The sequence below is a fragment of the Aquabacterium fontiphilum genome, from assembly GCF_009909205.1.
GTDB classification, from domain to species: Bacteria; Pseudomonadota; Gammaproteobacteria; order Burkholderiales; family Burkholderiaceae_C; genus Aquabacterium; species Aquabacterium fontiphilum.
The window spans coordinates 138074-160545 of the sequence record NZ_JAAAPN010000007.1; the positions used below are offsets into that span (position 1 = coordinate 138074).

Here is a 22472-nt window from a genome sequence, read left to right on the forward strand (position 1 = left end):
AAACGCAATCATGGCCATGGATGTGGTGGACTACGAAATCAAGGGCGCAGAGATGCAGTTCGTCGAGGTCGAGCTTGACCCTGGCGAGGCGGCCATCGGCGAAGCCGGCAGCATGATGTTCATGGATGCGGGCATCGAGATGGACACCGTGTTCGGCGACGGCTCGAAGCAGACCAGCGGCATCTTCGGCAAGCTGCTGGGGGCCGGCAAGCGACTGGTCACCGGTGAAAGCCTGTTCACGACCATCTACACCAACCAGGCCCAGGGCAAGAAGCGCGTCGCGTTTGCGGCGCCGTATCCGGGCAAGATCCTGCCCATGGATTTGAGCCAGCTGGGTGGCACGCTGATCTGCCAGAAGGATGCCTTTTTGTGTGCTGCGCGCGGCGTGTCGCTGGGCATCGCGCTGCAGCGCCGCCTCGGCACCGGCTTCTTCGGCGGCGAAGGCTTCATCATGCAGAAGCTTGAGGGCGATGGCCTGGCCTTTGTGCACGCGGGTGGCACCGTGGTGCGCCGCGAGCTCAAGGCGGGCGAGACGCTGCTGATCGACACCGGCTGCATCGTGGCCTACACAGCCGGCGTCGACTTCGACATCCAGTACGTGGGCAAGATCAAGACGGCCCTCTTTGGCGGCGAGGGCCTGTTCCTCGCGCGCATCACCGGCCCCGGTCAGGTGTGGCTGCAGAGTCTGCCATTCTCCCGTCTGGCTTCGCGCATTTTTGCTGCCGCGCCGCAGACTGGCGGCGGTGGGCGTGAGCAGGGCGGGCTGCTGAGCGGTGTGGCCGCGGGCGGCATGCTCGGTGGCCTGTTGGGCGGCGACAGCGAATGAACGATGGCAATCGGCACGCAGGCGTGCCAGCCGGTCTGACGGCAGACGGTGGGTCGACCTGGTGGGCGGTGGCCGACGCGTGGTGGCGGGCGTTGGCCTACAGCCTCTTGCCACGTGTCATCTGGCTGAGCCTGCTGCCGTTGCTGGCCAGCGCTGTCTTGCTGGGCGGCCTGGCTTGGTGGGGCTGGGATGCGGCCAACGTGGCCGTGCGCGGGCTGCTGGACAGCTGGGCATGGAGCCAGTGGCTGACGTCATGGCTGGATCAGGTCGGCCTGACGGCCCTGCGTACGGCCGTGGTGCCCCTGTTGATCGTGGCGATCAGCGTGCCGGTGGTCGTCATCGTCTGTCTGCTGGCGGTGGGGGCCATCACGGCGCCAGCGATGAGCGCGCTGGTGCGTCAGCGGCGCTTTCCGGCGCTGCAGGCCCGCGAGCCGATGCCGTGGTGGCGGGCGCTGCTGGCAGCCCTGGGGCTCACGGCCTGGGCGCTGCTGGCTCTGATCGTCTCGCTGCCGCTGTGGCTGGTGCCACCGCTGGCGCTGGTGCTGCCCCCGCTGATCTGGGGCTGGCTGACCTACCGTGTGATGCTGCTCGATGTGCTGGCCGATTGGGCCACCCATGAAGAGCGGGCCATCCTGCGCGCGCACCACCGTGGGCCGTTGCTGGCCATGGGCGTGGCCTGCGGCTTGTTCGGCGCGGCGCCGGGTGCCTTGTGGGCCATCGGAGGTGTGATGGCGCTCGCCATGGCGCCGCTGCTGCTGCTCGCCTCGGTCTGGATCTACACGCTGGTGTTCGCTCTGGCTGCGCTGTGGTTTGCACATTACCTGCTGGCCGCGCTGGACGCCTTGCGCCGCGCGCCGGTCAACATGGAGCACGAAGCATGATCGGACTGATCATCGTCGGCGACGAGATTCTCAGCGGTCGCCGGCAGGACAAGCACCTGGTCAAGACCATCGAACTGCTGGGCGAGCGCGGAATGGCGCTGTCCTGGGCACGTTATGTGGGCGACGATCCTGCGCGCATCACCGCCGAGCTACGCCAGGCGCGGGCCTGTGGCGACGTGGTGTTCTCCTGCGGCGGCATCGGTGCCACGCCGGACGACCACACCCGCGCCTGCGCCGCGCAGGCCTGGGACACCGAACTGGCCCTTCACCCGCAAGCTCGCGAGCTGATCCTCGCTCGGTGCGAGGAGATGGCCCGGCAGGAGGGGCTGCCCTTCGAGCCTGCATCCGAGGATGTGCAGCGCCGACTCCAGATGGGCTGTTTTCCCCGTGGCGCAGAGATCATTCCCAATCCCTACAACCGCATTCCCGGCTTCAGCCTGGATGGGCGCGTGCACTTCCTGCCCGGTTTTCCCGTCATGGCGTGGCCCATGATGGCCTGGCTGCTCGACACGCGGCACATGGGCCTGCATGGTTCTGCGCGCACGCGGGAGCGGTCGGTGATCGTCTACCGTGCCATCGAATCGCGCCTGACGCCGTTGATGCAGGACATTGAGACCCGCTTTCCCGGTGTCAAGGTGTTCAGTCTCCCCAGCGTGGACCACCCCGAGCATGGGCGCCACATTGATCTGGGGGTAAAGGGCCCGCCCGAGCTGGTCGATCCGGCTTTCACTTACCTGCTGGACGAGTTGAACCATAGTGGTGCATCATTGGGCCCTGAATTGGTGCGAGGCGATTGAATGCACTGTTGTGGTGCAGTTTGGCCGAGTGCGTCGGGTGCGCTTCGGTGCATGCTGAGGGCTGTGTGACAGGACGGGCGCGGCTTCGGTGCAGCGGCCGCTTGCCCGAGGTGCCCGCCTGGTGACGAGGCGGGTGGCGGTGGGGGCCGGTTTGGTGCGCCCCTTCCGGGCCCTTCCGCGTCTGTCCTTCGGCGCGCCGAGCGTCCGGCATGCTTTCTGCTATTACACTCCCGTGCGGTTTCTGAAAGAAACAGCCCAGTTTCACTTGTATTCACTCAAGCCTCTCGCTAGGAGCACCTGATGGCCAATAAGACCGTCGCCGACGTGATGAAGATGGTGAAGGACAACGAGGTCAAGTTCGTTGATTTCCGCTTCACCGATACCCGTGGTAAGGAACAGCACGTGTCCGTGCCGGTTTCCCACTTCGACGAAGACAAGTTCACCTCGGGCCACGCGTTCGACGGTTCCTCCATCGCCGGCTGGAAGGGCATTGAAGCCTCCGACATGCTGCTGATGCCGGATGCCAACACCGCCAACATCGACCCGTTCTTCGAAGAGCCCACGCTCATCCTGACCTGCGACGTCATCGATCCGCACGACGGCAAGCCCTACGAGCGTGACCCCCGCTCGCTGGCCAAGCGCGCTGAAGCCTACCTGAAGGCTTCGGGCCTGGGCGACACCGCCTACTTCGGTCCCGAGCCCGAGTTCTTCGTGTTCGACTCTGTCCGTTGGGGCAACGAGATGTCGGGCAGCTTCTTCAAGATCGAATCCGAAGAAGGCGCCTGGAACACCGGCACCAAGTACGAGCACGGCAACACCGGCTACCGTCCCACCGTCAAGGGCGGCTACTTCCCCGTGCCCCCGGTCGACAGCGGCCAGGACATGCGTTCGGAAATGTGCCTGATCCTGGAAAGCCTGGGCATCCCGGTCGAAGTGCACCACCACGAAGTGGCCAACGCCGGCCAGATGGAAATCGGCACGAAGTTCAGCACGCTGACGCAGCGTGCTGACTGGCTGCAGCTGCAAAAGTACGTGATCCAGAACGTGGCCCATGCCTACGGCAAGACCGCCACCTTCATGCCCAAGCCCATCGTTGGTGACAACGGCTCCGGCATGCACGTTCACCAGTCGATCTGGAAGGACGGCAAGAACCTGTTCGCAGGCGACGGCTACGCCGGCCTGAGCGAGTTCGCCCTGTACTACATCGGCGGCATCATCAAGCACGCCCGTGCCCTGAACGCCATCACCAACCCCGGTACGAACTCGTACAAGCGTCTGGTGCCCGGCTTCGAAGCCCCGGTGAAGCTGGCCTACTCGGCCAAGAACCGCTCGGCCTCGATCCGCATCCCCTACGTGGCCAACCCCAAGGGCCGTCGCATCGAAGCGCGCTTCCCGGATCCCTCCGCCAACCCCTACCTGGCCTTCGCTGCACTGATGATGGCCGGTCTGGACGGCGTGGAAAACAAGATCCATCCGGGCGAGGCTGCCACGAAGGACCTGTACCACCTGCCTCCCGAGGAGGACAAGCTGGTGCCGACCGTCTGCCACAGCCTGGATCAGGCCCTGGAGTACCTGGACAAGGACCGTGCGTTCCTGACCAAGGGTGGCGTGTTCACCGATGCCTACCTGGACGCCTACATCGAACTGAAGATGCAGGAAGTGACCCGCTTCCGCATGGCCACCCACCCGGTCGAGTTCGACATGTACTACGCGCTCTGATCCCGCAGGGGCATCGGAACGAGGGCGGCTTCGGCCGCCCTTTTTGTTTTCACGCAACTTCACACAGCCAGGGGTGAGGCCCACGCCAGGCGTCCGGGCTTGGGGGCATACTCGGGTCTGAGGGTCTCCAACCGGAGCCGCAGTGATGAGACGCACCATGCCGAAGAACGACACACCAGGCCGTATTGCATTTCCGCCGTCCTGGCTCGCCGTGGGACTGGCGGCGGCCCTGACCGTGCCGGCCTTGCAGGCGCAGTCCAATCCCGTCTACCGCTGCCCGGGCAACCTCTACACCGACGCGCTGTCTGCCAAGGAGGCGCAAGCCCGTGGCTGTCGCACGCTGGATGGCGCGCCGATCACGGTGATCCAGTCGTCGGTGCCTCGCAGCAGTGGCACGGCGGCGCCCCGGGCCTCCGGTGGTGCGCCATCGGGCGGCGGAGAACGGGTGTCGTCCGACGAGCAGCGCGCGCGCGATGCAGATGCGCGCCGCATCCTCGAAGCCGAGTTGCGCAAAGAGGAAGAGGCACTCGCCGCGCTCCAGAAAGAGTTCAACAACGGCCAGCCCGAGCGCCGGGGTGACGAGCGCAACTATCAGAAGTACCTCGACCGGGTCGAGGAAATGAAGGCGGCCATCACGCGCAAGGAGGCCGATGTGGCCTCGCTGCGGCGCGAACTCGGCAAACTCGGCGGCGGTGCTTCCGGCAAGGCTGCACAGTGAGTCGCGGTGCCCATATCCCCCCGGTGGCCAGCCGGTCGCCCCGCATGGGCTTGAGGGCGGGCGCCCATCTGTTGCCTGACGACGCCGCCCACTGGGTGGTGCTCGACCATCTGGCGTCGATGGTGGCCATTGTGGAGGCCGATGGGCGCTGCCTGTTTGCCAACACGGCGTTCGAAGAGGTGCTGGGCCTGTCGCGGCGCGCGGTCGTGGGCGAAGCCATCTTTGACTGGTTCACCGATCCGGCGCTGTTGCGCGAGGTGTTCACGGCCGTGGCGCGCAACGAGTATGCGACCAGCCGGCTGCAGGCCGAGCTCAAGCGGCATCCCCACGTGTATGCCGATGGGCTGCACGTTCAGGTCATCGTGACGCGTTACGGTCGCGGCGATCTCGTGCTGGTCGAACTGGTCGAGGTGGAGCAGCAGACCCGGCAGGATCGTGAAGAGCGGGCGCTGGATCAGGTCCAGGCCAACAAGGAGCTGATCCGCAACCTGGCCCACGAGATCAAGAACCCGCTGGGCGGCATCCGCGGGGCCGCGCAACTGCTCGAGATGGAGCTCGACGACAAGTCGATGACCGAGTACACGCAGGTCATCATCCACGAGGCGGATCGCCTTCAGTCGCTGGTCGATCGCCTGCTGGCCCCCCATCGGCGGCCGCATCTGGTGGGCGACGTCAACATCCACGAGGTCTGCGAGCGGGTGCGCTCGCTCATCCTGGCCGAGTTCCCCAAGGGCCTCAAGCTCTGGCGTGACTACGACACGTCCATCCCCGAGTTCCGCGGCGACCGCGAGCAGCTGATCCAGGCTCTGCTCAACATCGCGCACAACGCGGCACAGGCGCTGGCCGAGCGCATCGCCCAGGGCGATGCCGTGATCACCTTCAAGACGCGCGTGGCCCGGCGTGTGACGATCAACCGCCAGTTGCACAGGTTGGCACTCGTCTTGCATATTGAAGACAACGGGCCAGGCATCCCCGAGTCCATTCGAGACCGCATCTTCTACCCGCTGGTATCCGGGCGGGATGGTGGGTCCGGTCTGGGGCTCACACTGGCGCAAACCTTCGTTCAACAGCACCAGGGCACGATCGAATGCGAAAGCGAGCCGGGACGCACGGTCTTCAAGATCACGATCCCCTTGCCGTGAGCACTCGGCTGGTCAGGGTGCGACATCTGTGACTGCCAGCATGAAACCCATCTGGATCGTTGACGACGACCAATCCATCCGCTTCGTTCTGGAGAAGGCGCTGGCCCGCGACGGGCTGCCCGTACGCAGTTTCACGAACCCCCGCGACGTGCTGACCGCGCTGGACGAGGACGAGCCCCAGGTGCTGGTGTCGGACATCCGGATGCCGGGCGGCTCTGGCATTGATCTGCTCAGCAAGGTCAAGGCGCGCCTGCCTGGCCTGCCGGTCATCATCATGACCGCCTACTCTGACCTCGATTCGGCGGTGTCGGCCTTTCAGGGGGGGGCGTTCGAGTACCTGCCCAAGCCCTTCGACCTGACGAAGGCGGTAGAGCTGATTCGGCGCGCGGTCGATGAAAGCCTGCGCGAAGAGGTGGTCGACGAGCGCGTCACCCAGATGCCCGAGATGCTGGGCCAGGCGCCGGCGATGCAGGATGTGTTCCGCGCCATCGGCCGGCTCAGTCAGAGCAACGTCACGGTGCTGATCACCGGCGAGTCGGGCGCGGGCAAGGAGCTGGTCGCGCGTGCGCTGCACAAACACAGCCCCCGCGGCAACGGGCCGTTCGTGGCCATCAACACCGCAGCGATCCCCAAGGATCTGCTGGAGTCCGAGTTGTTCGGCCATGAGCGAGGCGCCTTCACCGGTGCGCAGACCATGCGCCGCGGACGGTTCGAGCAGGCCGATGGGGGAACGCTGTTCCTCGATGAAATCGGCGACATGCCGTTCGACCTGCAGACACGGCTGCTGCGCGTGTTGAGTGATGGCCAGTTCTACCGCGTGGGTGGCCACCACCCGCTCAAGAGCAATGTGCGCGTGATCGCGGCCACCCACCAGAACCTGGAAGACCGCGTGCGCCAGGGCGTGTTCCGTGAGGATTTGTTCCACCGTCTGAACGTCATCCGGCTGCGCCTGCCCGCGCTGCGTGAGCGCCGCGAAGACATCCCGACGCTGGCACGCTTCTTCCTGCAAAAGAGCGCCAAGGATCTGGGCGTGGAGGCCAAGCGCATCTCGGATGCGGCCTTGCAGCGGCTGCAGGCCTTCGATTTCCCGGGCAACGTGCGTCAGCTGGAGAACGTTTGCCACTGGCTGACGGTCATGGCGCCCGCGCAGGTGATCGAAGTCAAGGATCTGCCGCCGGAGTTGTTGGGCCAGGTCGGGGCGCCGTCGGCGCTCATGCCGGCGTCCGGGGCGGCGACCACGTCCCCCGCGTCCTTCGTTCCGGCCGGTTCGTCGCCCTCTGTATCGGCTCCGGGATCGGCCCCGGCATCTGCCGACACGCCTGCAGAGTGGGCCGCCAGCGGCGCCACGGCTTGGAGCGAGCCGGTACGCGATGCCGGGCGTGAATCGCTCAGGGAGTCGTTCAGAGAACCTCCACGGGACGCCGCGTGGGCGGCCTCCGCCACGGGTTTGCCTCCAGGTGCCGCTTCGGGCGAGCCCGTGCCGGGCGCCGGGGCTTCATACACCGGTGTCAATGGCGCGGGAGCAGGCGAGGGGGCGCCCGGTACAACGGCCCCGGCTGCGCGCTGGCTAACCGATCTGGAGCGCGACGCGCGCGCCCGGCTGGAGGCCGGTCAGCACGACGTCTGGGATTGCCTGACCCGCCAGTTCGAAGCCAGCCTGATCCACACGGCGCTGGAGCTGACCCGCGGACGCCGCATCGAGGCCGCGCAGAAGCTCGGCATTGGGCGCAACACCATCACGCGCAAGATTCAGGAATTGGGCATCGACGACTGAGCCAGGCGGGCTGCGCTACCATCCGACATGGTGAGGGCCGGAAATGGCCGGCCCCACTTTTGGAAGAAGGTGTGCCATGTCTGTTTCTGCTGTGAACCGTCGCGCGACAGCCCTGCGGGCTGCTGTGTTGGGTGTCGCTGTTGTGTTGTCGGCCTGTTCGACCACCAGCCCCGATGTGATCAAGCCGGGTGATGCGCAGCGTCTGTCTCAGGTGTCCGATGCCGTGGTGCTGTCGGTACGGCCGGTGGTTGTCGAGGGCAGCCAGAGTGGCCTGGGCGGCACGACCGGCGCGGTGCTGGGTGGCGTGGCCGGTGCCGGTTCGACCGGCAACAGCCGTGGTGCCGTGCTGGCCGGTGTGGCTGGTGCGGTGGTCGGTGGCGTCGTCGGCAACGCGGTCGAGCGTTATGGCACGCGCGAAGACGCGCTCGAAATCCTGCTGCAGATGCCCAATGGCGACCGTCGCGCCATCGTGCAGGCCAAGGGCGAAGAAGCCTTCAAGCCGGGTGACGCAGTGATTCTGGTCACCACAGGGGGCAAGACGCGCGTGATGCACGCGCCCCGCCAGGCGCCGCGCTGACCTGCATGGCGTGCGCGCTCAGCCCTGCATCTGGCTGACGGCGCGGCGGAAGCGGTGCAGTGCGCCGTAGAAGAAGGCCGCACCAATGGCGGCAATCGCCGCGAAGTGCGGCCACACGATGTCCAGCCCGGCGCCCCGGTACAGGATGGCTTGGGCGAAGGCGACGAAGTGGGTGGTGGGCGCAGCCAGCATCACCGTCTGCACCGACTCGGGCATGCTCTCTCGCGGCGTGGTGCCGCCTGAGAGGATGTTCAGCGGCAGCAGCACCAGGATCATGAGCAAGCCCAGTTGCGGCATGGAGCGCGCCACGGTGCCCAGGTAGATGCCCATTGAGGTGGTGGCAAACAGGTGCAGCGCGCAGCCGGCCATGAACAGCGCGGCCGAGCCGGTGATGGGCATGTGCAGCGCCTGGGCCAGCACGAAGTGCAGGGCCGCATATGTGGCCACCAGCACGACCAGCCCCATGGACCACACCTTGGCCAGCATGATCTCGACGGGGCGCAGCGGCAACACGAGCAGGTGTTCGATGGTGCCGTGCTCGCGCTCGCGGATGAGGGCGGCACCGGTGAGGATGATGGACAGCATCGTGACGTTGTTGATCAGCTCCATCACCCCCATGAACCAGCTCTCGTCCAGCGCGGGGTTGAAGCGCATGCGCAGGTCGAGCTCGACGGGACTCAGGGTCTGCTGGCGCACACGCGCCACGTATTCGTTGACCTCGCCCAGTGCGATCTGGTTGATGTAACCCGCCCCGAGGAAGGCCTGGCTCATCTGCGTGGCGTCCACATTGAGCTGGATGGCCGGGCTGCGTCCGGCCAGCACGTCGCGTTCGAACTGGGGTGGGATGTTGAGCGTGAAGGTGTAGCGCCCGGCATCCATGCCTGCGTCCATGCCCTGCAGGCTGATCTGCTCGGGGGGCATGAAGTGGGGCGGATAGAAGGCCCCGGTGATGCGTTGCGACAGGGTGGACTGGTCTTCGTCCACCACCGCCATGGCGGCGCGGTGCAGCCGGTCAGGGGCGCCCTTGGCAGCCGTGTAAAGCGCCCCCGAAAACGCCCAGATCACGAACAGCAGCAACAGGCGGTCGCGCCACAGGCTGCGCAGCTCCTTGACGCCGAGCTCCCAGACGCGGCGCAAGGCGGGCACGATGGACAGGGCTGGGCGGGGGACGTGGCTCATCGGTCCTGCTTCCTCAACAGGGCCACACAGGCCACGGTGAGCACCGGAATCAGCGCAATCAGGGGCAGGTACTGGGGCCAGAGATCGGTCAGCCCGAGGCCTTTCGAGTAGGCGCCCCGGCTGATGATGAGAAACGGCCCCGTGGGGTAGATCTGACCAATGATGGCCCCGGCGCCTTCAAGCGACGAGACAGGGTTGATGATCCCCGAGAACTGGATGGCCGGCAGCATGGTGGCCAGCGCCGTGCCAAAGATGGCTGCGATCTGGCTGCGGGTGAAGGTGGACATCAGCAGGCCCAGGCCGGTCGCGGCCATCGCGTACAGCCAGGCGCCCAGCGTCAGCGCCCAGAGGCTGCCCTTGAGCGGCACGCCGAACAGCCACACCGCCATGATCGTCATCAGTGCGAAGTTCACCATGGCGGTCAGCACATAAGGCAGCTGCTTGCCCAGCAGGAACTCCAGCCGTGTGACCGGGGTGACGTAGAGGTTGACGATGGAGCCGAGTTCCTTCTCGCGCACCACGCCCAGGGCGGTCAGCATGGCCGGGATGAAGATGAGCAGGATGGGGATGACCGCCGGCACCATGGCGTTGAGGCTGCGCACGTCGGGGTTGTAGCGGTAGCGCACCTCGACGGTGGCCGCGGGCACGGGCGCGAGGCCCCGCCGGCTGAGTTCGTCAACCAGGAAGCTGGCATGCAGGCCTTGCACGTAGCCGGCAATGGTTTCGGCGCGCTGGGGCATGGCCCCATCCACCCACACGCCGATGCGCGCGGGCCGGCCGCGCATCAGGTCTTCGGTGAAGCGGGGCGGGATCTCCAGCGCCACGCTGAGTTCGCCTGAGCGCAGGCGGCGGTCCATGTCGGCTTCGCTGGCAATCGCAGGCTGCTCGATGAAGTAGGGGGAACCAGCCAGGTGGTTGACGTAGCTGCGGCTCAGTGTGGTCTGGTCGCGGTCCATCACGGCGAAGCGCAGGTCCTGCACGTCCATGCTGATGCCATAGCCCATGATGAGCATCAGCAAGGCGGTGCCCAGCAGCGCCAGGGTCAGACGGATGGGATCGCGGCGCAACTCCAGCGATTCGCGGTGGGCGTAGCTCAGCAGCCTGCCAAGGCTGAAACGAGGCAGGCGGGTGGCGGTGGCGGGGCGCGCGGGCGGGGCTGGCGTGATGGCGCGGGCGGAGTCGGCGGCTGGGGGCGGGCTGGCAACGTGGGCAGGTCGTTGCGCTGCCTGCAGCAGCGCCACAAACGTGTCTTCCAGGTTGGCGTGGCCGTGGCGCGCCACCAGGGCTGCGGGCGTGCCGCTGTCGAGCACGCGACCGGCATGCATGAGCGAGATGCGGTCACAGCGCTCGGCCTCGTTCATGAAGTGGGTCGAGATGAACAGCGTGACGCCGTCCTCGCGCGACAGCTGGATCATCAACTCCCAGAAGCGGTCGCGCGCCACGGGGTCGACGCCGGAGGTGGGCTCGTCCAGAATGAGCAAGTCGGGGCCATGCACCATGGCGACAGCCAGCGACAGGCGCTGGCGCACGCCCAGCGGCAGGCCTTCGGGCAACTGATCAGCCACCTGTTCGAGCTCGAAGCGCGACAGCATCGCGGCGGTGCGCTGCGCCACCTCGTCGGCGCCCAGCCCGAACAGGCGCGCGTGCAGCACGAGGTTCTGGCGCACGGTCAGCTCGCCATACAGCGAAAAGCCTTGCGACATGTAGCCCACGCGCCGCCGGGTCGACAGATCCTGCGCGTCCACGGCCTGGCCGAACACCGTGGCCGTGCCCTCGGTGGCCGGCAGCAGGCCGGTGAGCATCTTCATCGTGGTCGTCTTGCCGCAGCCGTTGGAGCCAAGGAAGCCGAAGATCTCACCGCGCTGAATGGCCAGATCGACGCGGTCGACCGCAGTGAAGTCACCAAAGCGGCAGGTCAGTCCATGGGCTTCAATGGCCATGCCGTCGTGGTGAGGGGGGCGGGGCGGCACGACCAGCGCGTGGTGACCCGCGCGCCGGGCTTGCGGCAGCAGCGCGATGAAGGCAGCCTCCAGCCGGTCGGTGCCGGTGCGCGCGCGCAGCTCGGTCGGGCTGCCGGTGGCGAGCACCCGGCCGCCGTCCATGGCCACGAGGTAATCGAAGCGGTCGGCCTCTTCCATGTAGGCGGTCGCGACGATGACCGTCATGCCGGGGCGGCGCTGGCGGATGCGGTCGATCAGCTCCCAGAACTGGCGGCGCGACAGCGGGTCGACGCCGGTGGTGGGCTCGTCCAGGATAAGCAGATCGGGGTCGTGGATGAGGGCGCAACACAGGCCCAGCTTCTGCTTCATGCCACCTGAGAGCTTGCCGGCAGGGCGGTCGGCAAATGGGTTCAGGCCGGTGGCTTCCAACAACTCCGCGATGCGGTGGCGGCGCTCGGCAGGGCCGTGGCCAAAGAGTCGACCAAAGAAGTCGACGTTCTCGTGGACCGACAGGGTGGCGTACAGATTCTTGCCCAGCCCTTGCGGCATGTAGGCGATGCGCGGGCAGACGGCGCGCCGGTGGGCGGCTTGCGCCATGTCCCCGCCCAGCACGTTGACGGTGCCTTGCTGGATCGCGCGGGCACCAGCCAGCAGCGACAGCAGGGTGGATTTGCCCACGCCGTCGGGGCCGATGATGCCCACGGTGCCACCGGTGGGCAACGCCAGGTTGATGTCGTCGAGCGCGCGCGTGGCCCCGTGATGGTGGGAGACCTGCGCGAGCCGGATGCCGCCGTCGGTGCTCACGGACGGGGCGCGCTGGTGGCGGAGTCGGGGCGGGCGGCGCCGGGGGGCGGTTCGGCCGGCAGGGCGACGGCCAGCCGCGCGGGCCAGGGCTGGCTGGCGTCAATGCGCACATAGGCCACGCCCGGCAGGCCGGTCTTGACGTGTGCGCGGTGGCGCATCAGCAAGTCCGGCGGCACCTGGGCCCGCACTTTGAAGACGAGCTTCTGGCGCTCGGACGCGGTTTCGACGGTCTTCGGGGTGAACTGCGCGACGCTGGCCACGAACGAGACCTTGGCCGGGATCACGTACTGCGGGGCGGCGTCAAGCACGATGCGGGCTTCGGCACCGATGGCCAGCCGGCCGGCAGCGGCCTCGGGCAGGAAGAAGCTCATGTGGACATCGCTGAGGTCGACGAGCGACAGCACGCGCGCGCCGGCGCCGATCACTTCGCCGGGCTGTGCAGCCCTCACTTGCACGCGCCCGTCTCGTGGGGCCTTGAGCTCGGTGTCGGCCAGATCGGCCTCGACGCGCCGCAGGCTGGCCCGCGCGGCCTCAATGGCGGCCTCGGCCTCGGTGATCTGCGCTTGGGCCGTGCTCAAGCCGGTGCGGGCTTCGGCCACCTGTGATTGCGCCACGGCCAGCCCGGCGCGGGTGCCTTGCAGCTGCGCGCGGGCTTCATCCTGTTTCTGCGGGGGCAGAAAGCCCTGCGCGACCAGTTCCTGCGTGCGGTCCCACTGGCGTGACGCGAGCGCCACGTCGGCCTGGCGCTGTCCCACCACGGCGCTGGCAGTCTGGATGGCCTGCTGGCGTTGGGCCAGCAGGGCCTGTGCGGTGGCGCGGGCCTGCTCGGCCTGACGCACACTGGCCCGAGCCCGGTCGGCCTCGGCCTGCAGTGTGGCGGTGTCCATGCGCACCAGCACCTGACCGGCCCGCACCTCGTCGCCTTCCTGCGCCAGCACCTCGAGGATGCGGCCGCCGCTGCGCGAGGCGATGTCGACCGGCGTGGCCTCCAGCCGGCCGTTGCCGCTGGCAAGGTTGCTGACGCCGTCAGCCGGGGCGCGAAGCTGCCATACCGCGTACGCCGCTGCGGCCACGATGGGGATGGCAAGCCAACGCCACGGCATGCGCTGGAGGAAGGCTGGGAGAAGAGGCATGACAGCAGGGCGAGCGGTGATGGCGGTTTTTTTAACATGGGGCAAGTTTTGCCAACCTGATGTTGCTCAAGTTCCGCTGCGCGCCGCGCGGCGGAACCTTTGCCCCCGGGCCCTACACTCACCCAACTTGATCACTTGCCACCCATCGCATGAAGCCCCTTGCCCGTCTGCGCAGTCTGATCCTCGTGGCCGTCGCGGCCGGCCTGAGCTGGAGCAGCATGGCTGCGCCCGCCGCTTCCGCCAGCTCGACGCGCGGTGCCATCGCGCCGGTCGCCAAGACGTCGACCTTGCGCCCCGTGCAGCAAGTCGAGGGGATCACCGAGTACCGCCTGGCCAATGGCCTGCAGGTGCTGCTGGTGCCAGACGATGCCAAGCCCACCACCACCGTCAACGTCACCTACCGGGTGGGCTCGCTGCATGAGAACTACGGTGAAACCGGCATGGCGCACTTGCTGGAGCACCTGATCTTCAAGGGTTCGCCGCGGCACCCCAACGTCTGGGCTGAGTTCAACCAGCGGGGCTTGCGTGCCAATGGCAGCACCTGGTTTGACCGCACCAACTACTTCGCGAGCTTCGCGGCCAACGAGGACAACCTGCACTGGTACCTGCGCTGGCAGGCCGATGCCATGGTCAACAGCTTCATCGCACGCAAAGACCTCGACAGCGAAATGACCGTGGTGCGCAACGAGATGGAGATGGGCGAGAACAACCCGGGCCGCATCCTGCTCGAAAAGACGCTGGCGGCCATGTACCAGTGGCACAACTACGGCAAGTCCACCATTGGCGCGCGCACCGATGTAGAGGGCGTGGACATCGGGCGCCTGCAGGCCTTCTACCGCCAGTACTACCAGCCCGACAACGCCACGCTGATCGTCTCGGGCCAGTTCGATGAGGCCAAGGTGCTGGCCTGGGTGCAGCGCTACTTCGGCGCCATTCCCAAGCCCAAGCGCGTGCTGCCCAGTCTGTACACGCTGGATCCGGTTCAGGACGGTGAGCGTGAGGTGACGCTGCGACGGGTGGGTGGGGTGCCGCTGCTGTACGCCGGATACCACACCGTACCGGGGGCGCACCCGGATCACGCCGCCGTCGAACTGCTGTCGCTGGTGCTGGCGGACACGCCGTCGGGCCGCCTGCACCAGCGCCTGACCGAACAGCGCCTGGCCGCAGGGGTGTTCGGCTTCACGGAGGGGCTGCGCGATCCGGGGTTCCTGCTGTTGGGCGCGCAATTGACGCCCGAGCAGGATGTGGCGGCTGCGTCGCGCGTGATGATCGAGACCATCGAGTCATTCGGCGCGCAGCCCGTGACGGCCGAGGAGCTCGAGCGCGCACGAGCGAAATGGCTCAAGGACTGGGACCGTGGATTTGCCGATCCGCAGCATGTCGGTGTGGCGCTGTCGGAGGCGGTGGCACAAGGAGACTGGCGGCTGTTCTTCTACACGCGCGACCGGGTGCGCCAGATTGCCCTGGCAGATGTGCAGCGGGTGGCCGATCAGTATCTGCTGCCGGCAAACCGCACTTTGGGGCGTTACCTGCCGACTGCCGAGCCACGCCGCGCGCCCGCGCCGCAACGCGTGGACTTGGCCGAGGTCATGAAGGGCTTCCAGCCAGCGCCCGCGCCCGAGCGCGTGGCAGCATTCGACCCCTCGCCAGCCAACATCGATGCACGCACGCAGCGCCTGCGCCTTCCCTCGGGCATGCAGGTGGCGCTGTTGCCCAAACCCACGCGCAGCCAGGCCATTCAGATCAGCGTGGCGCTGCGCCACGGCACGGCCGACAGCCTCAAAGGCTGGGGCGAGGCGCCCACCGCGCTGGCCGCGATGCTGGACAAGGGCACCCGCCAGCGTAGCCGACAACAGTGGCAGGATCGCCTTGATGCCCTGCGTGCCGATGTGCGATTCGGGATGTCGGCTGGTACCTTGAGCGCCAGCGTCGTCACGCGCCGTGAAGCGGCAGCCGAGGTGCTGGCTCTGGTCCACGAGGCGCTGAGCGAGCCGGCGCTGACCCAGGCCGCTCTGGATGAGGTGCGTGATCAGGCGCTTGCTGCGCTGGCCGAACAACGCAAGGAACCTCAGGCCGTGCTGGCCGAGGCCATCGGCCGCCGAGACAACCCGTATCCCCGTGGTGATGTGCGCCACGCGCGCAGTTTCGATGAGATTGCCGCCGACTGGCAGGCTCTCACGCTGGAGCAGGTCAAAGCCTTCCATGCGCGCTTCATCGCAGGCAGCCATGGGCAGCTCGCGCTGGTGGGCGATGTGGATGTGACCGCGGTCATGCCGGTGCTCAACACCCGGTTTGGGGATTGGCGCGGCAGCGAAGCGCGTGAGCCGATTCCCCAGCCGTTGCAGCCCGTCACGCCCGGCACGATCCGCCTGCATACACCGGACCGTCAGAATGCTGCGCTGCTGGTGCAATTGCCATTGGCCTTGAATGACCGCCACCCAGATTATCCGGCGCTGATGCTGGCCAATCATCTGCTCGGTTCGGGCGGCGATTCGCGCTTGTGGAATCGTCTGCGTGAAACCGATGGCCTTTCTTACAACGTTTACAGCGCCGTGCAGTGGCAGTCGCGCGATCTGCATTCGACTTGGTATGCCGAAGCCATCTTTGCGCCACAGAATCGTGATCGGGTCGAGCGTGGTTTCCGTGAAGAGCTGACGCGCGCGTTGCGCGAGGGTTTCAGCGAACGCGAGTTTCAAGCGGGCCGGCAGGGGCTGCTGAATTTCCGGCGTCTGGCTCGCGCTCAGGACAATCGCCTGGCGGGCGCCTGGGTGGGACTGCTGGATCTGGACAGGACGTTCGATGAAGCCGCGCGGCTGGATGCTGCCTTGTCGGCCTTGACGCTCGAGCAGGTCAACAGCGCGCTGCGACGCTATCTCGACCCAGACAAAATGGTTTGGGGCTGGGCCGGTGATTTTCCGGATGCAGCCGGGCGTTGAGCAGGCCCGCCAATGGCCTTTGACCGATGCGGGCGGCCGGTCTGAACGGCCATGAAAAAACCGGCCCCGCGGGGCCGGTTTCTCTGTATACGCTGTGTCGCGGGCGGCGCGATATCAGATGGCGAAATCTTCGAGTTTCTTGCCAGCTGCGACGGCCGCTTGAATCCACTTGGGCTGCAGGCCCCGGCCCGTCCAGGTTTCGCCGGTTTCCTTGTTGCGATACTTCGGAGCCACTTTGCGGCCCGTGCTGCCAGCGGCGCCGGCGGCCTTGGGGCCTGCACCCGATTTCAGACCCAGATCGGCCACGGTCAGGCCGTGCTCGGACAGCAGCGACTTGATCTGGTTGATCACGGCAGCGCGTTCTGCGCGGCGTGCTTCCTGGAGTTGCTTTTCAAGCTCGGCAGCCTGCTTTTCCAGGGCTGCTTTTTGTGCCAGCAGTTCTTGATAGTTGCTCATGGGTGTCCTTTGGGTTTTGGCCGACCTCGATTCGGGCCGGTAAGGTGCATCACGCAGAGCGCATTTTATACACAGACGAATTGCCCGTGCCAATAGGCTGTCTCGTCCAGGGGTGCAAACCGGTTTTTTGATTCAAGGTTTTGCGCCTGCTCCAGGCAGGGCATTTGCCACGGCGTCGCCCAGCTGAATCACGGCCATTGTGTAATAGCTGGATTGGTTATAGCGTGTGATCGCGAAGAAGTTGGCGGTGCCGGCCACACGCGTGGGTCGCCGACCGCCGTTTTGCAACTCCACCAATGCCAGCTTGCCGGGGTGGGCCAGCGCTGCGGCGGGCAGTTGTGCGCCCAGGGCCTGCATTTCAGTCGGCAGGAAACTCGGAACGATGTCGGGCGCCAGCAGGGTTTCGAGCGATGCGGTTTCCGAAGGCGTGACCACCGAGAAATGGGTGGATTGGCCGCTCTGCCAGCCGTGCTGGGCCAAGTAATTGGCCACGCTGCCGATCACATCGGCCGGGCTGTTCATCAAATCCACGCGGCCATCGCCATCAAAGTCGACACCAAACCGCCGGATCGAACTGGGCATGAATTGCGGCCAGCCGATCGCACCGGCATATGAGCCACGCACGGTCTGGGGATCGCGCTGCTGGTCATGACACCATGCCAGATACTGGCCAAGTTCGCGGCGGAAGAAGGCGCTGCGGTCGCTGCGGCCGCGGGGGAAATCCAGGCTGAGCGTGGTCAGCGCATCGATCACCCTGTACTGGCCCGTCTGACGGCCATAGATGGTCTCGACACCGATGATCCCCACGATGATGCGCGAGGGGACGCCCCATTGCTGCTCTGCACGTGCCAGCGTATCGGCATGCTCTTGCCAGAAGCGCACGCCAGCGCGGGTGCGAATGGGTTCGATGAAACGGGCCCGGTAGGCTTCCCAGTCTTTGGCGGTGTGTCCGCCAGCGGGGGGCATCATCAGCACAGGGATGCGCTCGCGAAAGCGAGCCTGCGCCAGTTGAGACCACACCCAGTCGGGTGGCAACCGGTGGGCGTCGGCGATCTGCAGCGCCAGTTCGCGCGCGTCTGCTCGCAGCCCGTACTGCCCAGGCTCCATTCCGGGCGGTTCAGACAAGGCCGCGAGCCGCTCGGCCATGCTGAGGGCAGGTGGGGCCAGTTCGGCGCTTGGTGTCGTCATGTCCGGTTGCGCATCGACGGGGACGGCGGAAGAGAGCGGCGCATCGGCGGTGCCGCAAGCGGCCAGCAGCAACACGGTCGACGAACAGATCAGCCAGCGCACGGAGCGTGTCGGCAACAGACGGGAAAAGCGGGGCAGACGCATGCGCAGGCGGAATCGGGGCCAAAACAACAGGGTCGCCCAGTGTGCCGCAAGTCAGCGCCCGGTCGGCTGCACGCCATCCGAGGCGCGGGCCCCGGTGCGCGCGCGGTTGGCCTGCTCGCACTGCCGGCACAGGCGCTCGATGGCGGCCACGGCCTGCGTGGCCTGGCGCGCGCTGTGGGTTGCCACGCCATAGCGCAGCGCGTCCAGCGCCTGCAGTTCGGCCAGGATGGCATCGCCGTGTTGGGTCCACCCTGGGCCGCCCGGTGGCGCCTTGCGCAGGTGGGCGTACCAGGTGGCTGCGGGCGCCGGGGCGGGGCAGTTCGCCGGGGCCGGGGCGCCAGTGGCGAGCAGGGCCGCATGCAGACGCGCCAGCGGGCGCTGCCAGACCGAGACGCGCCGCACCCGTGGCCGTGCCCACCACAGCAGGGCGGCCCCGACCAAGGCGGCGGCAGACGCGGCAATCGCCGTCAGGCGGATCAGGTCGCTGGTGTCCGGGCTGGATAGCCCCAGGTCGCGCAGCAGATCCATCTGCCGCTGGCGCGAGTAGGACAGCACCCAGAGGTTCCAGCGGTGGTTGCCAGCATCGAGATAGGCGCGCATCGAGCGCCACAGCGGTGACACATTGCCCACCAGCCCCGCACCGCCGGCATCCGGGAAACGCACGGCTGGCCTTGTGCGTTCGACCCGATCGGGCGCCACCGCAGCCGTGGGGTCCACCCGCACCCAACCCTCGCCCGGTTGCCAGAACTCGGCCCAGGCGTGGGCGTCACTGTTGCGCACCACATGCAGGCCGTCCACGGGGTTGATCTCGGCACCCTGGAAGCCCGTCACCACGCGGGCCGGCACATCCATTGCGCGCAGGATCACGACAAAGGCTGTGGCGAAGTGTTCGCAGAAGCCGGCGCGGGTGTCCAGCCAGAATCGGTCAATTGCGTGCAGCGTGGGCGACTGCGCATCGCCCGGGCTCAGGGTGTAGCGGAAGCCCGCGGTGCGGATGTGGGTCAGCAGGTTGCGCACCGTGGCGCGTGGGTCGGCCTCGCGCAGCGCGGGCAGCTGGCGCTGGCGGGCAGCCCAGTCCAGCGTGCGTGGGTTGTAGCCCGGCGGCAGTTGCAGCCAGTCGCGCAGGCTGATGGCGTTCTCGCCGTCGGGCCCTTGCGAGACGCCAGGGTAGGCGATGGCGTCGATCACCGCGCGCTCCCGGCTGGGCTGGGCCAGATACCAGTCCCGGCCGCGTAACTGGGGGCGGGGCTCAGAGAAGGGCGGCGCGGGCTGGGCCGCCACTGTGCCGTCCAGCAGCGGCAGGCTGGCAACAGTCTGTGGCTCCAGCGTGGCCTGGTAGCGCACGGCCGGCAGGCCAGCGCGGGGCAGCCAGCGTGCGTCTGTGGCTTCCCCCGCACGCTGCCCCGGGCGTTGCGGCAGCCAGGTGCGGCCATTGAACTCGCCGAGCACCGGGCCGCGAAAATACAGGGCCTGAGGTGGAGGGGCGGCGCCCTCGAAGCGCACGCGCATGGCGATGCGGTCGTCGAGGGCCAGCTCGGACACCTGGCCCAGCTCCAGCCGATCTGACAGCCCTGTCCGGGCGCCTTGCAGCGTGGGCACACTCCACAAGGGCCCGATGCGCGGAAACAGCACATACAGCACCAGCATCACGGGCAGCCCCATCAGCATGGTGCGCGCCGTGGCACGCCCCACGGCCCCCAGCCCCGGTCGGCCCAGCGGGCGTTGAGCCAGTACCAGCGACGTCAGCAGCCCCCAGGTCGTCACCAGCATGAGTGCGGCGGTCAAGGGGCTTTGCGAGTAGATGAATTGCGTGAGCGCCATGAAGAAGCCCAGGGCCGTCACCACAAAGGCGTCGCGGCGCGCGCGCAACTCCAACGTCTTGAGGCTGGCCAGCACCGTCACCAGCGTGATCCCGGCTTCACGCCCGAGCACAGTCTGGTGGGTGGACGCGGTCAGGGCCACGCTGGCAATCAACGCCGTGAACAGCAGCCAGCGGCGCGGCAGGGGGCCATCCCGCCAGGCCAGCCACGCGCGCCAGGCCAGCGCCGCCCCGGCCCCCAGGCTGCACCACAGCGGCAAACGGGGCAGGTGAGGGGCCATGCTCAGACCCAGAAACAGCAGCAGCCACAGCGTGTCACGGCCTTCACGGCTGAGCGCGCCCATGCCATGCAGCGCGGCGCGCAGTGATCCCTGGCTTGCGCTCATGCACTCACCTCACTCGGTGCCGGGCGGGCGCCCGGGGCGTCGGGCCACACGGCCAGTGCATCCAGACAGGCCAGCAGGTGGGCCGTGCCGCGGCCGACCGGCACACGGTGGGCCCCCAGCAACAGCCCATAGGCCGGTCCACCATCGCTGGCCTGCGCCTCGGCCTCATGCAACCACGTGGCCAGCCGCGACAGACGCGCTTCCCGCGTCAGGCCCTCCAGCCCGGACGAGCGATCCAGGTCAAGCCACTGGTCCGGCCCACCCTGGGCCACGGGCTCACGCGTGACCAGGCCGCTGCCCGAGGCCAGCGTGTGGGTGGATTTCTTCCAGGCCACCCATTTCAGCGGATCGCCACGGCGGTGATCGCGCAGACCTTCGAGCGGGCCCGTGCGCTGCAGCGCCGCCACGCGGCCCTGCGCCACGTCGCCCAACGCGTCCCGCGGCAAGGGCGGCGCCGCTGCGTCCAGAGCGGGCCAGATCAGCGCGGTGCTCGCGGGCCGCCAGTAAGCCCAGGCCCGAAACAGGCCCAGGGGGTAGCGCGTCTCGATCGTGATGCGCGGCAGGGCCAGCCAGCCACGTGTGTCGGTGGCCAGATCCAGCTGCAGCGTGGTGGTGGCGTGGCCGTCGAGCTCAGCGTCGATGGCCGTGGCGGCCAGACGCAGACGCAAGCCCAGCCTGGACGGGCGCCGGTCGGCGACCTGCAGTTGCACCTGCAGCGGCAACGGCTGGCCCGCATGCACCGGCGTGGGCGCACGCAATTGCAGCGTCAGCCCATGCAGGTTGGCATGGGTCTGGTGCAGCCCGACCAGCGCTGTGCCGGCCAGCAGAAAGGTCAGACCATAGCCCAGGTTGATCTGCTCGTTGATCGAGGCCAGCAGCAGCACCACCACCACGACCGCATACGCCCAGCCCGCCCGCGTGGGCAGGATGTAGAGGTTGCGGTGGGTGAGGGTGAGGGTGTCGCTGCGGGGCAGCCTTGCTTCCCACCAGCGTTGCCACCGTTGCTGTAGCCGCTCGCGCACGCTCATGGCACCGGTGTGGCCTCCAGCAGGGCGCGGCATTGTGCGGCGGCGCTGCGCCCGCTGGCAGGCAGCGGCTGCAGGCGATGGGCCGCGGCTGGTATCCACAGCGCCTGGATGTCTTCTGGCGAGACGTGCGCCCGGCCCTGCAACAACGCCCGCGCCCGCGCCAGACGCAGCAGTGACTGGCCTGCGCGCGGGCTCAGTCCCTGGACGAACCAGCGCCCGTCGCGTGTGGCGGCCAGCAGGCGCAGCAGGTAATCCAGCAAGGCGTCGGCAACATGCACGCTGCCCACGCGCGCCTGCCAGCGCTGCCAGCCCTCGAGCGTTATCACGGGCTGCAGCGCCTGAAGGGCTTCGCGCCGGTCCTGGCCGGCCAGCAAGGCGCGCTCGTCTTCCGGGTCCGGGTAACCCAGCGAGATCCGCATCGCGAAACGGTCCAGTTGCGATTCGGGCAGCGGGTGGGTGCCGAGCTGCTCGGTCGGGTTCTGGGTGGCGATCACAAAAAAGGGCGCGGGCAAGGGGTGGGTCACACCGTCGATGCTGACCTGGCGCTCTTCCATGGCCTCCAACAAGGCGCTCTGTGTGCGGGGCCCGGCACGGTTGACCTCGTCGGCCAGCAGCACCTGGGCGAAGACGGGGCCCGGATGGAAGATGAAGGCGTCTTTCTGGCGCTCGAACACGCTCACGCCGATCAGGTCGGATGGCAGCAGGTCGGCGGTGAACTGCACCCGCGAAAACACCAGCCCCAGACTGCGCGCCAGCGCCTGCGACAGGGTGGTCTTGCCCACACCGGGCACGTCTTCGATCAACAGGTGGCCGCCAGCCAACAGACAGATCACGCTGAGGCTCACCTGCTCGTGCTTGCCGACAATGATCGTGCTAACCTGAGTCACAAGATGTGACAGCGATGGCAACCCGGGCGCGGCGTCCGGCTCGGATGGGCGGGCAAACGTGGCGGGGGGCGGGGCATCGTGACGGAGCATCCCGACAACATAACGCAAACACGCTCAGCGTGCAGACCGAGGCAGACC

General features: G+C 67.6%; 17 protein-coding genes. 9 read left to right on the forward strand and 8 right to left on the reverse strand.

All coding sequences use genetic code 11. The annotated features are described in order from the left end of the window. Positions 1–10 precede the first annotated feature (10 nt). The 8 genes from GTZ97_RS09975 (at position 11) to GTZ97_RS10015 (ending at position 8434) form a co-directional block, all read left to right on the forward strand. Positions 11–826, forward strand: a complete 816-nt coding sequence (locus GTZ97_RS09975; RefSeq protein WP_161650441.1) for a TIGR00266 family protein — start codon at positions 11–13, stop codon at positions 824–826. Continuing rightward, positions 823–1707: an EI24 domain-containing protein gene (locus GTZ97_RS09980; protein ID WP_161650442.1), complete on the forward strand. Its 885-nt coding sequence runs from the start codon at positions 823–825 to the stop codon at positions 1705–1707. The genes GTZ97_RS09975 and GTZ97_RS09980 overlap by 4 nt, the downstream gene beginning before the upstream one ends. After that, complete coding sequence (locus GTZ97_RS09985) at positions 1704–2504, forward strand: competence/damage-inducible protein A (protein ID WP_161650443.1); 801 nt, start codon at positions 1704–1706, stop codon at positions 2502–2504. The genes GTZ97_RS09980 and GTZ97_RS09985 overlap by 4 nt, the downstream gene beginning before the upstream one ends. A 300-nt stretch (positions 2505–2804) precedes the next feature. Beyond that, entirely contained in the window at positions 2805–4223 is a 1419-nt protein-coding gene (gene glnA / locus GTZ97_RS09990; RefSeq protein ID WP_161650444.1) for a type I glutamate--ammonia ligase, read from the forward strand. Between the two features lie 157 nt (positions 4224–4380). After that, positions 4381–4941, forward strand: coding sequence for a hypothetical protein (locus tag GTZ97_RS09995; RefSeq protein WP_236651119.1), 561 nt, complete (start codon positions 4381–4383; stop codon positions 4939–4941). 44 nt (positions 4942–4985) lie between these two features. Then, on the forward strand, positions 4986–6083 hold the full coding sequence (glnL, locus tag GTZ97_RS10000; RefSeq protein ID WP_161650445.1) for a nitrogen regulation protein NR(II): 1098 nt from the start codon (positions 4986–4988) through the stop codon (positions 6081–6083). A 40-nt stretch (positions 6084–6123) separates the two neighbouring features. Further along, positions 6124–7857 carry a nitrogen regulation protein NR(I) gene (gene ntrC / locus GTZ97_RS10005; protein WP_236651120.1) on the forward strand — a complete coding sequence of 578 codons (1734 nt, stop codon included), beginning with the start codon at positions 6124–6126 and terminating at the stop codon, positions 7855–7857. A gap of 76 nt (positions 7858–7933) precedes the next feature. After that, on the forward strand, positions 7934–8434 hold the full coding sequence (locus tag GTZ97_RS10015; protein ID WP_161650446.1) for an outer membrane lipoprotein: 501 nt from the start codon (positions 7934–7936) through the stop codon (positions 8432–8434). Positions 8435–8452: 18 nt separating this feature from the next. On the opposite strand, the gene GTZ97_RS10020 is transcribed toward GTZ97_RS10015, so the two are convergent. From GTZ97_RS10020 to GTZ97_RS10030, 3 genes are read right to left on the reverse strand one after another with little or no spacing between them, the layout of a single operon-like run. After that, on the reverse strand, positions 8453–9613 hold the full coding sequence (locus GTZ97_RS10020; RefSeq protein ID WP_161650447.1) for an ABC transporter permease: 1161 nt from the start codon (positions 9611–9613) through the stop codon (positions 8453–8455). Continuing rightward, positions 9610–12357: a ribosome-associated ATPase/putative transporter RbbA gene (gene rbbA, locus GTZ97_RS10025; protein ID WP_161650448.1), complete on the reverse strand. Its 2748-nt coding sequence runs from the start codon at positions 12355–12357 to the stop codon at positions 9610–9612. The genes GTZ97_RS10020 and rbbA overlap by 4 nt, the downstream gene beginning before the upstream one ends. Continuing rightward, complete coding sequence (locus GTZ97_RS10030; protein WP_161650449.1) at positions 12354–13490, reverse strand: HlyD family secretion protein; 1137 nt, start codon at positions 13488–13490, stop codon at positions 12354–12356. The genes rbbA and GTZ97_RS10030 overlap by 4 nt, the downstream gene beginning before the upstream one ends. 149 nt (positions 13491–13639) lie before the next feature. Between GTZ97_RS10030 and GTZ97_RS10035 the strand changes: the two genes are divergently transcribed. Continuing rightward, entirely contained in the window at positions 13640–16426 is a 2787-nt protein-coding gene (locus GTZ97_RS10035; protein WP_236651121.1) for a M16 family metallopeptidase, read from the forward strand. Between the two features lie 114 nt (positions 16427–16540). Here GTZ97_RS10035 and GTZ97_RS10040 read toward each other — a convergent pair whose 3' ends face one another. The 5 genes from GTZ97_RS10040 to GTZ97_RS10060 all read right to left on the reverse strand — a co-directional run bounded on the left by GTZ97_RS10040 (position 16541) and on the right by GTZ97_RS10060 (position 22424). Next, positions 16541–16882 (reverse strand): H-NS histone family protein, encoded by a 342-nt coding sequence (locus GTZ97_RS10040; protein ID WP_161650450.1) that lies wholly within the window; start codon positions 16880–16882, stop codon positions 16541–16543. A 132-nt stretch (positions 16883–17014) separates the two neighbouring features. Next, positions 17015–18214: a lytic murein transglycosylase B gene (gene mltB, locus GTZ97_RS10045; protein WP_161650451.1), complete on the reverse strand. Its 1200-nt coding sequence runs from the start codon at positions 18212–18214 to the stop codon at positions 17015–17017. Between the two features lie 51 nt (positions 18215–18265). After that, on the reverse strand, positions 18266–20419 hold the full coding sequence (locus GTZ97_RS10050; protein WP_161650452.1) for a transglutaminase TgpA family protein: 2154 nt from the start codon (positions 20417–20419) through the stop codon (positions 18266–18268). Then, positions 20416–21447, reverse strand: coding sequence for a DUF58 domain-containing protein (locus tag GTZ97_RS10055; protein WP_161650453.1), 1032 nt, complete (start codon positions 21445–21447; stop codon positions 20416–20418). The genes GTZ97_RS10050 and GTZ97_RS10055 overlap by 4 nt, the downstream gene beginning before the upstream one ends. Then, on the reverse strand, positions 21444–22424 hold the full coding sequence (locus GTZ97_RS10060) for an AAA family ATPase (RefSeq protein ID WP_161650454.1): 981 nt from the start codon (positions 22422–22424) through the stop codon (positions 21444–21446). Before GTZ97_RS10060 ends, GTZ97_RS10055 begins: the two co-directional genes overlap by 4 nt. Positions 22425–22472 lie beyond the last annotated feature (48 nt).

What these genes read in the sequence shown, in the direction of transcription:
- GTZ97_RS09995 (WP_236651119.1), top strand. Translation starts at nt 4,381, where the DNA reads ATGCCGAAGAACGACACACCAGGCCGTATTGCATTTCCGCCGTCCTGG.
- GTZ97_RS10030 (WP_161650449.1), bottom strand. Translation starts at nt 13,490, where the DNA reads ATGCCTCTTCTCCCAGCCTTCCTCCAGCGCATGCCGTGGCGTTGGCTT.
- GTZ97_RS10020 (WP_161650447.1), bottom strand. Translation starts at nt 9,613, where the DNA reads ATGAGCCACGTCCCCCGCCCAGCCCTGTCCATCGTGCCCGCCTTGCGC.
- GTZ97_RS10060 (WP_161650454.1), bottom strand. Translation starts at nt 22,424, where the DNA reads ATGCTCCGTCACGATGCCCCGCCCCCCGCCACGTTTGCCCGCCCATCC.
- GTZ97_RS10050 (WP_161650452.1), bottom strand. Translation starts at nt 20,419, where the DNA reads ATGAGCGCAAGCCAGGGATCACTGCGCGCCGCGCTGCATGGCATGGGC.
- GTZ97_RS09980 (WP_161650442.1), top strand. Translation starts at nt 823, where the DNA reads ATGAACGATGGCAATCGGCACGCAGGCGTGCCAGCCGGTCTGACGGCA.
- glnL (WP_161650445.1), top strand. Translation starts at nt 4,986, where the DNA reads ATGGGCTTGAGGGCGGGCGCCCATCTGTTGCCTGACGACGCCGCCCAC.
- ntrC (WP_236651120.1), top strand. Translation starts at nt 6,124, where the DNA reads ATGAAACCCATCTGGATCGTTGACGACGACCAATCCATCCGCTTCGTT.
- GTZ97_RS10040 (WP_161650450.1), bottom strand. Translation starts at nt 16,882, where the DNA reads ATGAGCAACTATCAAGAACTGCTGGCACAAAAAGCAGCCCTGGAAAAG.
- GTZ97_RS10055 (WP_161650453.1), bottom strand. Translation starts at nt 21,447, where the DNA reads ATGAGCGTGCGCGAGCGGCTACAGCAACGGTGGCAACGCTGGTGGGAA.
- mltB (WP_161650451.1), bottom strand. Translation starts at nt 18,214, where the DNA reads ATGCGTCTGCCCCGCTTTTCCCGTCTGTTGCCGACACGCTCCGTGCGC.
- GTZ97_RS09975 (WP_161650441.1), top strand. Translation starts at nt 11, where the DNA reads ATGGCCATGGATGTGGTGGACTACGAAATCAAGGGCGCAGAGATGCAG.
- GTZ97_RS10035 (WP_236651121.1), top strand. Translation starts at nt 13,640, where the DNA reads ATGAAGCCCCTTGCCCGTCTGCGCAGTCTGATCCTCGTGGCCGTCGCG.
- GTZ97_RS09985 (WP_161650443.1), top strand. Translation starts at nt 1,704, where the DNA reads ATGATCGGACTGATCATCGTCGGCGACGAGATTCTCAGCGGTCGCCGG.
- glnA (WP_161650444.1), top strand. Translation starts at nt 2,805, where the DNA reads ATGGCCAATAAGACCGTCGCCGACGTGATGAAGATGGTGAAGGACAAC.
- GTZ97_RS10015 (WP_161650446.1), top strand. Translation starts at nt 7,934, where the DNA reads ATGTCTGTTTCTGCTGTGAACCGTCGCGCGACAGCCCTGCGGGCTGCT.